At 51.3% G+C, this 17,179-nt stretch carries 10 protein-coding genes and 3 pseudogenes; 9 read left to right on the top strand and 4 right to left on the bottom strand.

The genetic code is table 11. The features are described 5' to 3' along the window. Nucleotides 1-4: 4 nt before the first annotated feature. Nucleotides 5-1,318 (bottom strand): GTPase-associated system all-helical protein GASH, encoded by a 1,314-nt coding sequence (locus tag FJQ89_RS07100; RefSeq protein WP_141169638.1) that lies wholly within the window; start codon nucleotides 1,316-1,318, stop codon nucleotides 5-7. Nucleotides 1,319-2,304: 986 nt separating this feature from the next. Here FJQ89_RS07100 and FJQ89_RS07090 point away from each other — a divergent pair. Further along, entirely contained in the window at nucleotides 2,305-3,054 is a 750-nt protein-coding gene (locus FJQ89_RS07090; RefSeq protein WP_141169637.1) for a hypothetical protein, read from the top strand. 506 nt (nucleotides 3,055-3,560) lie between these two features. After that, nucleotides 3,561-3,740 (top strand): annotated as a pseudogene (locus FJQ89_RS07085) (efflux RND transporter permease subunit); the annotation flags it as partial. Between the two features lie 61 nt (nucleotides 3,741-3,801). Here FJQ89_RS07085 and FJQ89_RS07080 read toward each other — a convergent pair. Continuing rightward, a complete protein-coding gene (locus FJQ89_RS07080) occupies nucleotides 3,802-4,701 on the bottom strand; it encodes a hypothetical protein (protein WP_141169635.1) in 900 nt (299 codons plus the stop codon). Next, nucleotides 4,698-5,399: a caspase family protein gene (locus FJQ89_RS07075; RefSeq protein WP_168208389.1), complete on the bottom strand. Its 702-nt coding sequence runs from the start codon at nucleotides 5,397-5,399 to the stop codon at nucleotides 4,698-4,700. The genes FJQ89_RS07080 and FJQ89_RS07075 overlap by 4 nt, the downstream gene beginning before the upstream one ends. A 572-nt stretch (nucleotides 5,400-5,971) precedes the next feature. On the opposite strand from FJQ89_RS07075, the gene FJQ89_RS07070 reads away from it, so the two are divergent. The 4 genes and pseudogenes from FJQ89_RS07070 to FJQ89_RS28350 all read left to right on the top strand — a co-directional run. Continuing rightward, nucleotides 5,972-9,727, top strand: a complete 3,756-nt coding sequence (locus FJQ89_RS07070) for a hypothetical protein (protein WP_141169633.1) — start codon at nucleotides 5,972-5,974, stop codon at nucleotides 9,725-9,727. A gap of 202 nt (nucleotides 9,728-9,929) precedes the next feature. Next, the gene (locus tag FJQ89_RS07065) at nucleotides 9,930-10,697 is read left to right on the top strand and encodes a GNAT family N-acetyltransferase (RefSeq protein WP_141169632.1); all 768 of its coding nucleotides are present in this window, start codon (nucleotides 9,930-9,932) and stop codon (nucleotides 10,695-10,697) included. A gap of 256 nt (nucleotides 10,698-10,953) precedes the next feature. Beyond that, nucleotides 10,954-11,430, top strand: coding sequence for a hypothetical protein (locus FJQ89_RS07060; RefSeq protein WP_243136456.1), 477 nt, complete (start codon nucleotides 10,954-10,956; stop codon nucleotides 11,428-11,430). Between the two features lie 409 nt (nucleotides 11,431-11,839). Beyond that, a pseudogene (locus FJQ89_RS28350) lies at nucleotides 11,840-12,007 on the top strand (IS5/IS1182 family transposase); the annotation flags it as partial. A 15-nt stretch (nucleotides 12,008-12,022) separates the two neighbouring features. Here the strand turns inward: FJQ89_RS28350 and FJQ89_RS07050 are convergent. Further along, nucleotides 12,023-12,847: a hypothetical protein gene (locus tag FJQ89_RS07050; protein WP_141169631.1), complete on the bottom strand. Its 825-nt coding sequence runs from the start codon at nucleotides 12,845-12,847 to the stop codon at nucleotides 12,023-12,025. A gap of 360 nt (nucleotides 12,848-13,207) precedes the next feature. Here FJQ89_RS07050 and FJQ89_RS07045 point away from each other — a divergent pair, with 360 nt between their 5' ends. The 3 genes and pseudogenes from FJQ89_RS07045 (at nucleotide 13,208) to FJQ89_RS07035 (ending at nucleotide 17,177) form a co-directional block, all read left to right on the top strand. After that, entirely contained in the window at nucleotides 13,208-14,839 is a 1,632-nt protein-coding gene (locus FJQ89_RS07045; protein ID WP_141169630.1) for an AAA family ATPase, read from the top strand. Between the two features lie 2 nt (nucleotides 14,840-14,841). Next, nucleotides 14,842-15,819 (top strand): hypothetical protein, encoded by a 978-nt coding sequence (locus FJQ89_RS07040; RefSeq protein WP_141169629.1) that lies wholly within the window; start codon nucleotides 14,842-14,844, stop codon nucleotides 15,817-15,819. Nucleotides 15,820-15,996: 177 nt separating this feature from the next. Next, nucleotides 15,997-17,177, top strand: a pseudogene (locus FJQ89_RS07035) (IS3 family transposase). Nucleotides 17,178-17,179: the final 2 nt, after the last annotated feature.

Here is a 17,179-nt window from a genome sequence, read left to right as displayed (position 1 = left end):
CCACCTATTTCTTCGCGGCGCGATTGGTTGGGCTGGTGGCGCGCGCGGCCTGCAGCTCTCGGAACAGGTGCGTGCCCCACTCGGATGGGCTCATGACCGTTGACGCGTCCACGCCGACATAATCGCGGAGGTTTTCCGACTCGATAGCTTTAGCTTCCCGAGGATTCCCAATGAGCGACAGCAAAGGTCCACGGCCCTCGGGAGCAGGTGCATACGCTGCTGCCAGCGCTCGGAATGGTTCCATGTGTGTGGAGCTGATTGCGCCTTGTACCAGGCTCGCAAATCCGCGTGGGCTGGCGTCCTGACCGCCGTCTCCTACGGGAAGCGCCTGAATCGTCTGTCGTAGCAGGGCTGAGACACTCGCTGGCGAATATGTCGGCACCTGTTCGTGCAGGTCCAACGCCATGAGAGCGGCTGCTTCAAACAGCGGCAGGTCCTGATAACTCTCGTGGGCGCTGGGGGAATACATCGCCTCTTTCCACCATAGGAGGTTTGTGCGGCGCTGCAGCCCCGTGGTCGCGCCACTGAAGCCATCTAGCGCGTCGCTAACATGGCTAGAAACCGCATTCGCCAGGGCCGAAAGGGGCGACTTGATGTCTACTGAAGGCGGTTTAAGTTGGGAGGTCACAGCATCGACTGCTTCAGCTATTGCCGCGGACATCAGCCCTGCAAAGTCTTGGCCCCATTCTTGAGGATTGTTATGTATCCAATACCGGTTTTGCTTCCCACCGCCCCAAGGGCCAGAGGCGGAGAGAATGTGCGCCTGCAGCTTTTCTTTATCAATACTGGCTACTTCGTAGTCCACTCCCTTGGGATTCGGCGGGACATATTTCAACGGCTTGACCGAAATCATCTCGGGCGTTGCCCATTCGGCTTCAGCGCGTGAATCTACCTTAGTTTCAATTTCGCTGACAGCAGTGCGCCAGATGTCCGCTTCATCGGCGACCGAGGCGTGAGCGAGGGCATTACGCGCAGTATTGACAAACGCTACGGCGATCGCATCATCCGCCCGCGCGGCCTGCATGATGGCGTCGAGCAGGATGGCACGAAGGATGGCGACCGGCGGACTACGGTGGGTATTGGAAATCGTCTGCCACTGCTTCTTGAGAGCCTCCATGGCTTCGACGATCGTTGGATCGGTCGATGCAATTACTGGGTCGGCTGCAGCCATCGTGAAGCTCGACGTTTTCGGGGGAGCTTGCCGTAGGGCTGCAGACAGGTCTTTAGCCGTCTCTCGAAGTTTTTCTAGTTTGCTATCGTCGCTACCGAGGTCGATGACGCCGACTTCAAGAAATTGCAGCAAAAATTCTTGTCCCATCCTTAGCCTTCTGAACGTGGTATTTAGCTTGCACAATGATGTCTATGCGAACTTGGCTTCTTGCGGACGATGCAGTTACGCCAGCGCGGCGGCGCAGGGCAATACGTCTCTCTTCAGCCAAATCGAAGTTGTGGTCGGATTATACAGGGAGATTGCTAGAATTTAACTAACAGTTGAATCACCACTAGTCTGATAGGCACCCGCGAGCCGTTCAAAGTACCTTCGCTTAATCTCTGTTGGCGAAAGCCTGTCATTAAACCCGTGACGACGCTTGGGATTGTAGAACATCTCGATGTCGTTGAAGATGTCCTGTTTGGCGTCATCCCTGGTTTAATAGGTCTTGCGCTTGATGGGACACGAGCAATGAGTTCTGGGCGGCTTTCTGCGTTAAGTCTATCATTCTTATTGTCGCTAAATTGGATATGTGCAGAAAGTGCCTTCGTGCTAATTGATGACCCTGCACAATCGCTGGATGAAATTAATATGGCATCGCTAACCGACTTGTGAAGGTGTGAATTATCAGATAGGTAATTATTGATTTCTTCCCATGAAGACAACATCACCGGTTACATGAGGTATCGATTCAATCGGGCAGGTCTCAGCCAAAAAGCATTCCACATGTAGCTCCATGTGGAAGAGGCGAAGGTACTTCAGCGACGGGTCTTTGTGAAGATTTCTTGTACAATAGTGAACTATCAGGCACTATCCAACAGGTATAAGGGGATACTGATAAATGCTTCGCGCATAGTAGCCGAATTATCACCAAGAGTGGTCGTTCGTAAGTTGCCAGCATCGCGGGTATATCGGCGCCATGTACAGTCAAATAAATTTGACCGGCAAGAACCTTGCAGGCCTTTGTTTTGCGTTGGAGGTTATTACATCGATCTTACTTTCTACCATCGAGGCTTGAACCGAAAGCTCGACATTAGGTGAAATTTCTTTGAAATACCTATTGGATATGACATCTTATTTACGTTGGATTAGAAATGGGTGCTTGCTGGATATGTGGAAACCCCGCGACAACAGCCGAACACAAGATCAAGAAATCAGACCTCGTGCGAGTACACGGCCGAGGTGATTCCTTTACGTCGGCATCGCTTAACTATCTTCGTAGTGATGACACTGTCGTCATCCTTCAAGGACCGGACTCGAAGTTGGTAAAATGGCCTAATAACCTCTGCGCTCCGTGCAATAACCACAAGACACAGCCGATTGATCGCGCATACGAAAAATTTATTCAATATGTGGATGCTCACCAGGCTGATTTGTTAATTCGACGGCAAATCGATTTCGAATCCGTCTACGGAGATAACTGGAGAATTGAACAGGTAAATCTTTTTAAATACTTCGCAAAGACTCTTGGCTGCAAAATTTCCGGGGTGGGACGACAAGTTCCTCCAGACATTATAGCGGTGATGAATACAGAGATTTTCGAGACCGCACTAAACGTTTGCATTGCTGTGAACGAAGATGAGATACTCAAACCTGCGGCAGAGCAGGCCAAGCTTCAAACCGGGAACCTCATCGTCAGTAATGTCAGACATTCATGCTATGCTTCCGCCTACTTCTACAGGTGGCTAATCTTCACTTTTTGGTACGGATGGGGCCCTTTCGGTCCAGTGGGTAGTCGCTGGTGTGCTGATTTGCAATTTGTAAGTATTGGCTCCTACAGCGCAGCGGAATCGACTCCCAATATCGGCAGTACAAGTGCCCCCATTTCATGGCCTGGATTTTGAATCTGTTTAATCACCCTTGACCTTCCCTCCCCATAACCAGACACAGCCAATCGTTTAGTTAGCGCCACTTTCCTGAGCATTTATGCACATATCGACCAATCACTAGGGGAGTGGGAATAGCGGACTATTTTCAAAACAAACGTCAAGGCGTTTACATCATCGCGTAAAGTTGCGCCACCCATCCAGTTACGAAATCTAAAACAAATTAAGGCTCTGTTTAAGACGGCTAGCTATGAGTTTCCGCTTGATCCTAGTTTGAGCCTCAACCACCAGCTCCGAATCAAAGCATCACCCCTGATCCCGAAAACAATAGAAAGTTCGCGATCCTCCAGAAGCTGAATCGATTAAATTTGGTAAATCCAATCGGAGAAGATCATATGTATTTCGCAGCGATGAACAGTAAGCTTGCCGACTTACTGTATTGGGCGAACACTATTGGAATTTGATTGCTAAGCAAAGAATTTTATTTCTAACTACCAGTTTCGCAGGTAACCTGACGCCAAACAGGTGTTTTGCGGCGTCTTCGGCCAATACTTTTGATTGTATTGGTCGCGTTGCATGGATCTGTCCCGATGGCATTGGCTAACGGTGCTGACGCCGAAGTGCAGCGACCGCTTGCCACGGTGGTAATTGGAGGGCTGATCTTGGCTACGTTACTGAAAAATACTACGTTACCAGGGTCTTGAACTAATCGCCGTACCGCTTAACGGGCACGGCGATTAGCTCAACACCCTGGTAAAGGATGGTTTATTTCCCGTCTTCTTCTTTACGTTCGCCGTCTGAACGCGAAGTTGCCTTCTCCACGGAGGATATCAACGATGGAACAATACGCTCGCTAGCACCTGCTGCAATGCAAATGCACAGCAGCAGTGCTAGTTGATTGCCCGAAAATGTTGTCCCCCCAAGGATTAGGCCAGCCTTGATTGCTAAAGCCATTAACAACGCTCCGATGAAGCCGGCGGCCACTCGCGCTAAACCTTCGAGCATGTGAAGTGTTTTGCCTGCATTTGCGTCAAACGTGAGGCGATTGCTCCGGGCCGTTACAGAAAACAACGACCCGAAAGTTCCGCAAATCGCGCCGAGGACAACCTCAAAAGCTATCGGTGTGATGGCTGCACGAAGACTGTCGCGCGCAAACCAAAAAAGGACGAAAACCATTGCCAAGACAAGAGTGACCCAGTAAGACGCTTGGAAATACCAACCCCAAGAGACCTCCTTGTTTCGCGCCTTCAATTCAGCTGCGACTTCCTTGAGTGCAGCGAGCGCAGTTTCTTTTGGGTAACATGAAAGACATCTCGCCAAGCCTTCACCGATCCTTTTTCGGTAATTGAACAACATCTGCTTGTCGGTAATGAAGTTCGATTCGGCCTCAAGTTTTGCCACTAAATTGAGGACGTCACCACAGTAGTCTGGCGAGGTATGTGCATCCAGTGTGAACCACTGAATATTGAGTTCGGTATCCACGTAAACTATGAACAATTCAGAACACATAACAATGTCCTTGATTGTCTTCCCTAATTCTGGATCGTGTGCCCCGGCCGTAAGGGAAAAATGTTTGGGTAAATTTTTCTCCGTGACTTGGGCCTCTGGTAGCGCAGCGGTGCAGTTTGAATTAGGCAATGGAATCGTCTCCGAAACGGCAATCATTTAATAGACAGAATCAGTTGCATGTCGCGTGGCAGTTTTGCCTGCGATGCGGCCGGCGTCTGTTTTTTACCGTCACGAGCGGCGGCCGCGATCGTCTTTTCTCGCGCAGTTGCATGGGCTTCCTCAACGGACACGGTCGAGTAACCTACCGGGAAAGAAGCCGCCGCGCGCAGAAGATTCGAAAGGTACATCGCTCCATCTGGTGTGTCATAAGAGAATTCATTAACAGAGCATGCGTAGAGTTTTGCATGGTACTTCGCGGCCTGCATAATTCGCATGCCATACCGATCTCGCGTGGCATCCATGGAATCCATGGCGATAGACCGGTACGATTCGTTTGTGGCCTTTACAAGTGGGCGTTCAACCCTGCAGCAGTCAAATATGCTCAACTGACGATCACCCATACCGTTCAGATCTGATTCCAGAATCGTTTCTTTGTCGTTCACGCAGAGTTCGGTTTGGCCGTAGTGGCTTCCGTGCCCGGTGAAAAGGAAAAACGTGTAATCGGGCTTCTCGGCGCGGATTCGGGCGATTGTCTCAGTAGCGAGCTTCTTAGACGGGTCCATTAGTGTTGTTATCTCAGACGAATACCACTGACCACCGCGGCTACTCATCAAGAATCTAGCCGTGTGTTTAATATCAACGCCGATACCATCAAGTCCCCCGGTATTTCCGATAAGCAGTGCTCTACGTTTCATAATTCCCCCTATAGTTTTGATTGTCATAGCTTAACACTAAGCTGACACGAATAGTTCCCAGGTAACATATCAATGTAACCGGTGACTATGTTTGGGAGCGGAGTCGGAACTTTGAAGAACGAAAATTCCGTCCGCTTCGGACCGGCGGAAATCCTTAGCGTATTATTTTTTCAGTATTGTGTGGGCGTCCCTAATTGGAAAAGAGAGTTGGGAACCCCCCGTAGTTTTCCGTTTCACTGCAACATCACGCTCTTATTGCGACGGCGTACCGGGGGACAGACGGCTCGTACCCGATCTTGTCGTTGAATCAGGCCGCTACGAGATTGGAAGGACACACTGGCCACTAACACGATCGATCGGTTTTTCATAGCTTTAAAACTATGACTCAAGAGGGCCTAAGCTAAAGATGGCGATTCAAGTCATAGAAAACTCTGTTGCAGAGAACCTCGACGGTGTACGATTGCGCGGTCAAATAAGTGGCTGACGCATCGAGGTGGATTCAGAGTTCTCAACGCGCGTTAATCAATTAATATCGAAGGCGCTACGCGCCATAAGAGAAGAGAGAGAGCGGCATGCAATGGATCGACACAATCGCCCTAGATAATTGGGCAAGCTTCCTGAACGCTCGCGAGAAGTTGCCGGCCATGGTGTCAGACCTGATCCGCGCTACGATCGTCGATGCGTCGCGATTTCGCTTCCCAAATGGCGAGGCCAGTCAGGTTCGCGGGTGGGATGGCGACCTGGAAACGGAAATGGCGAAGGGCCTTGTTCCAGAGGGTAAGTCCAAATGGGAATTTGGTACCGGTCCTGGTGCTAAGAAGGCCGACAACGACTATAACAAGCGGACCGGCCAAACCTCGGATGCCGAGATGGCCGAGAATACGCTCGTCCTAGTCAATCTGGAATGTTGGGACACGCCCGCTAAAAAGATCCCCGAATGGGAGGATGAGCGCCGTAACGAAGGGAAGTGGAAGGATGTCCGATACCTTGACGGTTCGTCTTTGGTCCACTGGCTCGACGATCATCCGGCCATTGCTGCTCGTTACGCTCGCGATGTCCTTAAGTTAGCTCCGAAACACGATGCCTTGAGCACCGACGAGTATTGGGAGGAATTCAGTACACAGTATAAGCCGCAGCTCAGTGAGAAACTTGTCATCGCTGATAGACAGCAGGAGGCCGACGCGCTGATTGCCAAACTTCTCGGGCAACCCGAATCCTTCATGCTTGGCGCCGAGACGTCCGAGGAGGTTATAGCTTTCGCGGTTGCGGCGATCCGCCGTGCGGAGCCTAGCGTGCGTGAATCGCTGGAGTCCAGGACGTTGATCGTTCGCACCGATGCCGCCGCCCGCTTCTTAGCGATGAAATCCAATTTGGTCGTCATCGCTACGGGCACTGCCGAATCACTAGCAGGAATGCTCTCCAAGAATTGCCCCACCTTGTCCGCTGCAACGGGCGCACAGGCCAGACGCGGCCCCGTGCTAAAACGGCCGACGGCTTCAGGCATGGTGCCCGGCTTCATCGATATGGGGCTTGATCATGGGCAGGGCTACGAGCTGGCGCATCGCTGTGGACGCAGCCTGACTATCCTGAAACGCCTCATCAAAAACGCGCCCGTTGCCGATCCCGTATGGGTGGGGCATGCGACTGCACTTAAACCAGCGCTTCTCGCCGGTGGTTGGTCTAGCGACGTCCCCGCCGACTGCGATGTGCTCAAAGAGCTTGGCGGCTATGCCACCTATGGCATGCTTGAGGGGATCCTAATGCCCACGCTCGGCATGCCAGATCGCCCTGTCGACAGAGAGGCTGAGGTGTGGCAGGTACGCGCTCCGGTGGACGCCTTCTATTTCTACGGCCGGCAGCTTACCGATGACGACCTGACGCGGCTACGCGATGCCATTATCAAGGTCTTCGGCACACAGCCCGAACAGCCGTCTCGAGAGCAAAAATTCAATCAGGCTAGACTTGCGTCGTCAGACTATAGTCAATGGTTACGCGATGGTCTTGCGTTGACACTGCTGATCATCGCGTCAATGCATGAGGTGGCAGACCTGTACGTCAAGGGTAAGTCGCCGCAGAGGTACGTCGACGATGTGATTAATGCGTTGCCCGAATGGGGGAGACTGCACCATTCGATAGTATGCCTTGGCGACCAGACCGCGTTGATCGCGGAGGCCGCCCCAAACCCTTTTTTGCAGGCCCTCGAGTCTATGCTCGCGGGCGCCCCGGAGCAGTTGGCACAGATCTTTGAGTCAGAGGAAAAGCACTTTTTCGGCCCGTCTAGTCCACATGTACGTTTTCTTTGGGCGTTGGAGACTATAGCCTGGGACCCCCGATATCTAAACCGTGCCGCAGTGGTCTTGGCCAAGCTTGGACAACTGGATCCGGAACCGGAATCGAATCACGTCAACCGACCCATCAACAGCCTGCGCGACATTTTATTGGGGTGGGCGCCCAACACATATGCATTGCAGCCTCAGCGCATCGCATGCCTTGATTCAGTCTTGGCGGAATGTCCCGAGGTCGGGTGGCAACTGCTAAAAAAGCTTCTACCCTCAAGTATGGACTCGACCACTCCTACCCAGCATCCAAAGCTACGCGACCTGGCGCCGGAAAAGCTCGAAGAGATTACTTACGGATTGGTGTGGGACTTTGAAACCGCGGTCGTCGAGCGAGCCCTTGGCGCAGCTGGCGACGACGAGGACCGTCTAGGAACCTTTGTCAACAAGATCGGCAAATTACAGCCGTTAAATCGGGCGAAGGTGCTCGCCCACATCGACATCTATCTCGTTGCACACAGCGTTGCTGAAGGCAATGCGATTTGGCATGCCCTCAAAGATGAGGCGACGCGCAATGAATACTTCGGTGGTTCTGACTGGGCGTTGAGAGGCGAGGAGCTTACCGCTATGAAAGATCTGGTCGAACGTCATCGTCCTACCGATCCTCTTGTGTCTGACCGCCATGCTTTTGATGACTGGACGCCGCATGTTGGCAAGTACATCCCGGGTGCAGAAGTGCTCGACGACTCACAAAACTTGCGCAAGGACGTCCTCCAGCGCGTGCTTGGGCGAGACGGCGTGCCTGGCATTCTGAAGCTCTCGAAGATGGTTAAATTGCCGGAACTTCTCGGCCAAACCTTGGGTCAGATTCCGTGTTCACTCGAGCAAATGTTCGAGTTGATGGAGGGCGCTCTGGACCCTAACGCACCACCGAGCCTTTCATATTACGTCTCGACACATGGTTTCAACAGATTCGGCGACCAATGGATGAACCGCTTCCAGGATCGTGTTCTGTCGCAAGTCCCGGATAACACGGCAAAGGCCAAACTCCTACTAGGTTGGCCAAGCACTCGGGAGACTTGGGCCTATGTCGAAGTCCTCGGCGGCGAGGTGCGGGAACAATATTGGCATCACCTGAGCATGTTGCCCATCGAAGGATCCGTGGACGATCTTCTGTTTGCGATCGACCAATACCGAAGCGTTGGTCGGGACATTGAAGTACTGGGCTGGATGCAGAGGAGAAGTAAAGACGTACCGTCGGGCCTGCTGATGGACATGCTTGCCTCGGGTGTTGGCCAGGCGGCCGAGGGATTCGAGCGCATGGGGAACATGCTTCCCTATTACATCGGACTGGCATTGAAGGAACTGCGAACGCGCACTGATGTCGAAAAGAGGCAGATCGCCAATGCGGAATACGCCTACTTGCCACTGTTGCGTCAAGAGCGAGAACCATTGGTCATCTACGATTTGTTGGCATCAGACCCTGAGATGTTCGTCGATGTGCTGTCCCATGTTTTCAGGGGCAAAAGCGCGCCCGCCGATCAAATTCTCACTGAGGAGGCGAAGGCGCGGGCAAATACATCGTACGACTTGCTTTCGGAATTCAAGATTGTGCCCGGTTTGCTTGACGGGAAGATCGACGCGAATATGCTATCCGATTGGGTGAAGACTGTAAGAGTTCTGGCTGCAGCCAAGGATCTCGTTGATATTGGGGATAACCGGATTGGTTTCGTTCTGGCTTATGCTCCTCAAGACGTCGACGAACACTTCTGGCCTCCTTCAGCAGTATGCAAAGTGATCGAAGCGGAGGCGTCTGTGCAGATCGAAAGTGGACTGATGATCGAGTGCTTTAATAAGCGTGGCGCATATAGTAAGGGCATCAACGAGGGCGGAGAGCAGGAGTACCAACTTGCGACGCGTTACAAAGCATGGGCGGACGCGACGCTGAAGTACCGCCGAACATCAGCGATGCTGATAGCAATCTCAGAGGATTGGACTCGAAGTGCGGAGCGAGCGGACGTCGAGGCGGAAAAGAGCAAGTTGAAGAGGTAAAGCCGATACAGGCAGCCGCTTGCGATGAAGCTTTGTGGCGGCTGGCCGCGTCAACTTTCAACTGAAACTGAATCTCACGACCGCGAGGATCGATTTTTAGCGGTCGGTCGTTGATGGAAACAACCTATTTGGAATAACCTTGATCACTTCATCATTTCGGCCCCAGGGCCATGGACAAACTCGCAGGAAGCCTGATGTCCGCATGCTTGAGATCAAGCGCGTCGCTGACTCCACAGATGCTGGGCGCGTCGACTGGATACTTATCGAAAGGAAGGAGGAGCTGGAGCGGGATCCACGCACCAATGAAATCCATCGCGGCAAGATCAGCGTTTTCTATTGGGATCTAAGCGCCGGAACTGCTTCCGATATCCCGGATGGCGAATTCTTGGGCTTTTACGACAAGGGCTTCGACGGTATTTCGATCACCTCCTCGAGCCTGAGCACAGGCGGATATGTCAGAGTAGACCCGCCACGGTTGAGGGGAGGGCGGCTGGGGACCTATTTGATGAATGAAATTGTAGCATGGGCGAAACAATGGCCTGATACCCCCGTGCGGGAAGTGACTCTATTGGCCGGTGATGCTGGCGATCCGCAAAACAGGATCCGACGAAATCGATTCTATGAAAGGTTTGGATTGGAATTTGACTTTACGGACAAGGACAAGTCAGCTGGCGTATCGCGTTCCATCCTTGCAGGCAACCTCAAGGAAGTGACGACCTGGGCTCAAACAATCACCGAGCATGATCTACCTCGCTATCTGCGCGCGGCGCTCTCGGACGCAGAGAAAATGGCAGTCACAGCGCGTATACAAGTTCGGGATTTCAAAGAGCTTTACGGCGAACTGCGTTTTGCCGAGCGCCATCCCGTCAGGTGGATTGCCCGTGCGTGGCTAAGGAATCGCCCTGCTGGGGTCGCTATCGCGGTTGTCGGCGTCGTGGCAGCGGCTTGGAGTGGTTTCAAGTTGGTCTGATGTCCTAAATCTGGTCCGAAATGTGTGCTGCCCAATGGCTCTGCGGCTACCCACGCCGACAGACGAGGTGCCATCGAGCCCTTAGGTAAGCCTTGATTCCGAAAATGGATTTTTTTTGATGCATGGCAGATCCGGTCTGGTGCATAGTCGGACTGGGCCAAGGTCGCGCAGTCCTTAGGACCGTGTTGCCGAACCAGCATTATATTTATGCGGGGCAGTCGGGTATCATGTCCTCAAGAAACATGATGGAGATACCGTGCCAAGAAAATACGCGCTTCCCACCTTCCTTGTCGGCGTCGTCGAACCAACGGCCTACCAGCGCTGGTTGGTACACAAGGCGCAGGCCCATGTAAAGCGCGACCGCAAGCGTGGCAATGCCACTGCGATCGGCGAAGCTTACCGGATCGCTATTCACGCGGCAGTGGGGGCAAGCAGTGGGTGTGACGCCTATAGCGGCGAGCCGCTCGACTGGACGTTATTAGGCACCTACGATAACGCCGACTCTGCAGAGGGCGGCCGGACCTACAAACACGACTTCGCCCTGCTGCCAACGGTCGACCACGTCGGCGACGGCCTCGGCCCGGCTGACTTCAAAATCTGTGGCTGGCGCGTCAACGATGCCAAACACGACTTGGATGTACCAGCCTTCCTCGCCGTGTGCCGGGCTGTTCTCGAACATCACGGCTTCACAGTCGTCGCTCCAACAGTCAATCCGCCTGGAAGCGAAGCGTAATGATCAGTCAGATTGTCGTGACGGCGCACTCAAAAGCGCATTATTCGGTTAGAGGAGGAGCTGGCCGATGCAGCAAATCTGCTCACCCTGCTGGATATGACATCCTTCGTTGTCCATTATGGCGAGGGCAGGCAAGCTTTTACTTGAGTGCTGCAGGAGTCTCTGCAGGGCAGGGGAGATAGACTGGCCAGACCCGATCTCGTCGTTGGATTAGGCAGCTACGAGATCGCACACCTGGTGCCTGGCACGAAACCCAGACCTCGGACACGATCCGTGATTCTCATCGTCCGAGAACCATGGATCAGGAAAGTCTAAGCTACTGGTGGCGATTCAGTCATCCAGCCAATGGGACGACCGAACGCTGCACGAACCCAAGACGCCCCCTGAAGATGCTGCGGTTGCGCATGCCGGGTTCAGGGTCCTGCCCATGCGTTGGGTCGCCGAACGGACACACGCGTGGATGGAACGCTGGTGCCGCAGAGTGACGCATCACGACCGCAAATTCACTGTTTCGGCAGCTTGGGTGTGGTTGGCTGAAGCACGTATGCTACTCAACAGACTCGCTTTTAAGCGTTGATTTTGTCTACACCCTCTAAGCCCTTCGCGCAGATTTGAGCAGCCCTACATCCTTAAGTTCAGTTCGTAGAGTCGTATGTTTCAAAATTGGGCAATCCTTTATGTTTCGTGCGAAATAGTAGTTATCGGAGTTTTCGACCGCCAAACCGTTGTACCATGCTACAAACGACATATCGACAAATTGATCCGGATTGTTAGCCGCAAGACAGACGTTCGGAGAGATTGGTATGAGTGTGTGCTGACAGAGGTTATCGGGAACTAGGAACTCGCCCTGTCCAGGCAGGGTTTCTATGACACCCCACCTGGTAACCGGCATCCGCTCGCGCTCGGCCCACAACTGCATTTGCAAGCTAGTTCCAGTGAGTATTCGATTGGGGATCTCACCGTTTTCATCCCAAAAAAGAATGCCCTTTCCTTCCAACTTTTCTTGAGTGTCTTTCTTCCTAATTACTCTCTCTGGCGTCCAACCAGGAAGTTGTGAATGTATTGGCTCTTCCATCCGGACTCTTTGACGAAGATTCCAAAGAAAATAAAAATCTGTAATTAGTGAATGGTTGTCTGCAGATAGGTTCCGTTTCCCTCCTAATAGGTTGTCGATCAATGACTGGAATGGATTTTCAATATCTCGCATGTATCCGATTTCGGACTTGTGATCCCATAAGCGTCTCGCACAAAACAAGACGTCTTTTGGAAGACGGCGTAATGTGCGGCCGACTCGTTTTTCGTGGACTTCAACCCCACCGCCCTCGGAAAATCTTATAATACTCTTGGTTGGGAATGTGTGCTGGTCAAGCGACAATTTATGAGGGTTACCTTTTTGGACTGGTTCTGGATGAGTCATTTCTGTTTCATGTTAGAGGGATAGTGGCAAATAGTCATTGCTCAGAATGACTTTGAATTCGGTATTAATTCTCTCCAAGTCGTTGAGAAATCGCTCCCACGTTTCGTCGTCGCGGCCTTAATCGTTATGGGCAATTGAAGCTGCCGTATGGACGTGCAGGTCCAATTTTTCCCAAGTTGAGGCGGCCAGATGTGCCATGAGTAGACCTCAATAGGTAGTTGAACGACGTGGATCAGTCGGATCGGCGCTGGTAATGGGATTTCTTTTTAGGTAATAATAGTTTATTGTCGTGCTCCTGCGCAACTACTATTGATGGAAATGTGTATTTGGCAATATTACATTCACCAATCCACTTAAATTATGCTGAAAAAAATTCCATCTCAAGCAGTCCTTCATTTGCTAATCGTCCCCTCCGAAAATGGCCCGCTGCCCATTTTTCTTAGCAACGACTATGACGTTTCAGTGTCAGATCAGCGTATCACCATCACTTCTATGGATGGGCAAAAGATGCCTCGTAGCTTGGAGCAGGGTATCGCATCCTTTCATACATTGTTTGGAGTGAATGGATCGGGAAAGACAGATATTCTTCTTCGTATTGCTGCCGGATTTGCAAGTAAAACCGGTGCCGGTGAAGTCTCGGTTCTTTACTCTCATAGGAAACAGCTTTTTTTCTACGCCTCACCAGGAGTGAATGACCATGAAATTGTGGGAGCCGCTGTGACGCGTGTTGATGACGCGCAAATAGTGTTGCACTCGATCTTCTATACAAGTTCTCCTTTTGAATCTGCGCGTCGAACAGCAATGCTTTCTGTTGAAGAATGTCGTGATGTGTCACCCCGATATGGTGAGCTCAACCAGCTTGATGGGTTGGCTTTGCTAGAGCTACAAAGAGATCTTCCCGATAGCGTTGTTCGACGTGCAAAAATGGGCATCACCCATAACTTGCTGTCAATCCAAGAAATATGCGAGCGACTTTCGGATGTCTTCTCAAAGATTGACGCTGGCAGGTTTTTGAGGGACTTGTTGTGGAAGAGCGGTCGAAACTCACTTAGGAGCCAGACGCTGGAGCTACGAGTACTTTGCAGTATTGCTGAGTCAAGGGGAGAATCTAATCGGCTACCGAATACTTGGATAAATCACTTGGCAAAGATTATCTTCGAACTGATCCATACGGAATTGGATCGTGCATTCAAAAATTTTGAAGAATTCTCTGCAAGAAGATTGTCGCTCCAGCGAAGGAAATTTCTCCTCAACGAAATTACGCTTCAGTTTCAATCTAGGGTGGAGCTGGACTACCCAAAATTGCAGCCAATCTTGAAAACTATGCGGGCATTAACTGAATGGCTGACATCGCGCAAGCGCGGGGCGATTCAGGCAACACCAAGAATATTCGAAACTAATCTTGAAAAATTTCTGCCGGATCGGGATGCACTTGGGCGTTGCAGTAGGCTAGGGTTAGCGGTGTTCTCAATTGCAAACCTGAGTTCAGGAGAATCGGCGCTGGCAGTATTTAGTGCAGCACTACATGGTGCGTTGAAAGAGCTCAGTATAAATAAGAAATCGATCGCCCCTTTTTTTCTGCTCATCGATGAGGGAGAAATGTTTCTTCATCCCAAGTGGCAACGTGAATACATCGGAAGGATATTGAGACTGGTTAAAGCGTTCCCCGGCTTGGCTGCTCGTGCTCACATTGTTGTGTCTTCTCATTCACTCATAATTGCTGCCGATACTCCTCCCAATTCCCTGATCGATATCGACAAATCCAGAACCATCAATGGTTTTGGATTAGGTCCAAAGAGTTTATTGGAAAAGGTATACGACGTTGTGGATTTGTCGGGAGAAATTACAAATCCTGCACTTGTTAAATTAACTTCCTATTTTGGTGATGGTGAGGGAAAAATTAGCAAATCTGAAGCCTTGCTAACTGCTGCAGCACTGGCGGATGATAAAGTTCGCCAATATCTTACCGAACGAATCAAACAGGGGAAATAATTTTGATTAGATTGAAGCGAATTAATGCGACTATCCTTAGCAAGCATCTTGCGGCGCTTGAAAAATTAACTTTAGAAAATATCGACACGGAATTTGCAAATATTCCGATCATTCCGTTGGGAATAAATAACACCACTCTCGAATTAAAGATTTATCTGGAAGACAACATTTCATCACTACTTGCCGGAAGTGTCGCGGAAATAAGAAGATGTATTCGAGAAATTGAAGATAAATTTCCTATTTTTCATTCTTATGCGCAAAAAAATCCATCTGCGAGAAGTAAAAATTATGATCATGATAAAACCTATATTCTCCATGCAGTTAGGAAATCGTTCGATTATGATGACTTCTCCAAATCTCGATCGCAATGGAGCGCGTATCTTTTGGTGAAAGCTTATGATATTCGCCTTTGCCCCTATTGTAATATCAATCATGTGAATTTCCATTATGATGTACTTCCGAAGAAAAAAAGCAGCGTGAGGAAATTGGAAATGCGGCCTCCACTTGATCATTACTACCCGCGTGCAAAATATCCCTATTTGGGAATATCTATTCATAATTTGATTCCATCGTGCCATCAGTGTAATTCGGGGGTTAAGCTGCAAGATGATCCTTTATCTGAAAAATTGCCTCATCCATTTAAATTTCCGGAAAAAGCAGTAAAATTTAGATTGGATAATATTTTGGCTTATGATAGGCCAGTTGCATTGGGGGATATTAAGATTAATGTTGAAGCGAGAAGGGAGGTGGTGCGTAGGCACGTTGACTTCTTTGCTTTACCTGAGCGCTATCAGTGGTACGCCCATGAGGTGCAGGATATGCACAACAATTACCGAAGCTATGTTGATGCGGATAGCCCATTGGAGCCGGCGCTGCGGAATATGGTCTTAGGGTTTAAAGAGGTAGACCGTGAGGAGAGGGCACTTGGAATTTGCCTGAATAGCATACTTGAACATCTACTTGAGATGGTGCCAAGGTAAATATCGGTGAGCTATAAGTGGAAGATCTGGGCGCATCGTATGTGACTGATGACTGGTGCTGGGCCAAGTCAGATAGGATAGAAACTAGGGGGCTGTCCGCGTATGTAATCTTTCTGTAGTGGTTTAATTTGCCCGGACACCTCAATAGGTGGAAAATCCACCATCTGAGGAAAAAGCATGACAACAAGAAAACGTAGAACCTTCGAGCCGAGCCTGAAACTGGAAGTGGTCCGGCTGATCAATGAGCAGGGCCAGAGCGTCCAGAACGTCAGCGAAAGCATGGGCATCGGCCAGACCGCGATCCGTCGCTGGCTGCAGCAGTACAGTGCCGAGCAGAACGGGCAGCCCGGCATCGGCAAGCCGCTCACTGCCGAGCAGCAAAGAATCCGCCAACTGGAGCTGGAGAATCAGCAACTACGGCAGGACGTTACCATCTTAAAAAAGGCCTCGGCCTTCTTTGCCCGCGAAATGAAGTGACCCATAAGCTCATTCGCCAATTGCAAAAGGAGGCCATCCCAGTCCAGCACAGCTGTCGCGTCCTGGACGTGAGCCGATCCTGCTTTTACGAGGCGCAGCGTCGTTCTGCTAAACCGATTTTGTGCAAAGCGAGCGTTCATCTACGGGCCGCGTTTATGGCAAGCCATCAGAGCTACGGAAGCCGCCGACTGGTCACTGCCATGGCCAGCGCAGGGTTCGTCATCGGGCGCTACAAGGTGCGCAGTTTGATGCGCCAGCAGGCTTTGAAGCTGGTCTGGAAGCGCAAGTTCGTTCATACGACAGACAGCAAGCACGACTTGCCAGTGGCCGCCAACGTGCTGAACCGACAGTTCAATCCGAGCGCGCCGAACCTAGCGTACGTCAGCGACATCACGTACATCCGTACCGGCGCCGGCTGGCTGTATCTGGCAACCGTGCTGGACTTGTACGCGCGCAAAGTGGTGGGCTGGGCCATGGCACCAAGCATGCCAGCCAAGCTGGTCTGCGACGCGTTGACGATGGCCATCCAACAGCGCCGGCCGGCAGCCGGATTGATCGTCCATTCCGACCGGGGCAGTTAATACGCCAGCGAGCTTTACCAAGACCTGCTGGCCAGCCACGGCTTTGTCTGTAGCATGAGCCGCAAGGGTAACTGCTGGGACAACGCCGTCGCTGAACGCTTCTTCTTGAACCTCAAGATGGAACGGGTCTGGCAGCGTCAATACGCCAACCACACCGAGGCCAAAGCCGACATCACCGACTACATCATCGGCTTCTACAACTGCAAGCGCATCAATTCAGCATTGGGCAATCTGCCACCCTCTGTCTACGAACAGAAAATGGCAGAACGTGAACCTATCGTTGTGTCCGAAATTACTTGATC

It is taken from the genome of Janthinobacterium tructae (assembly GCF_006517255.1).
In the GTDB taxonomy this organism is placed as follows: domain Bacteria; phylum Pseudomonadota; class Gammaproteobacteria; order Burkholderiales; family Burkholderiaceae_D; genus Janthinobacterium; species Janthinobacterium tructae.
Note: the sequence above shows the minus strand (reverse complement) of the source record. Positions and strands in the feature narration are given on the sequence as shown.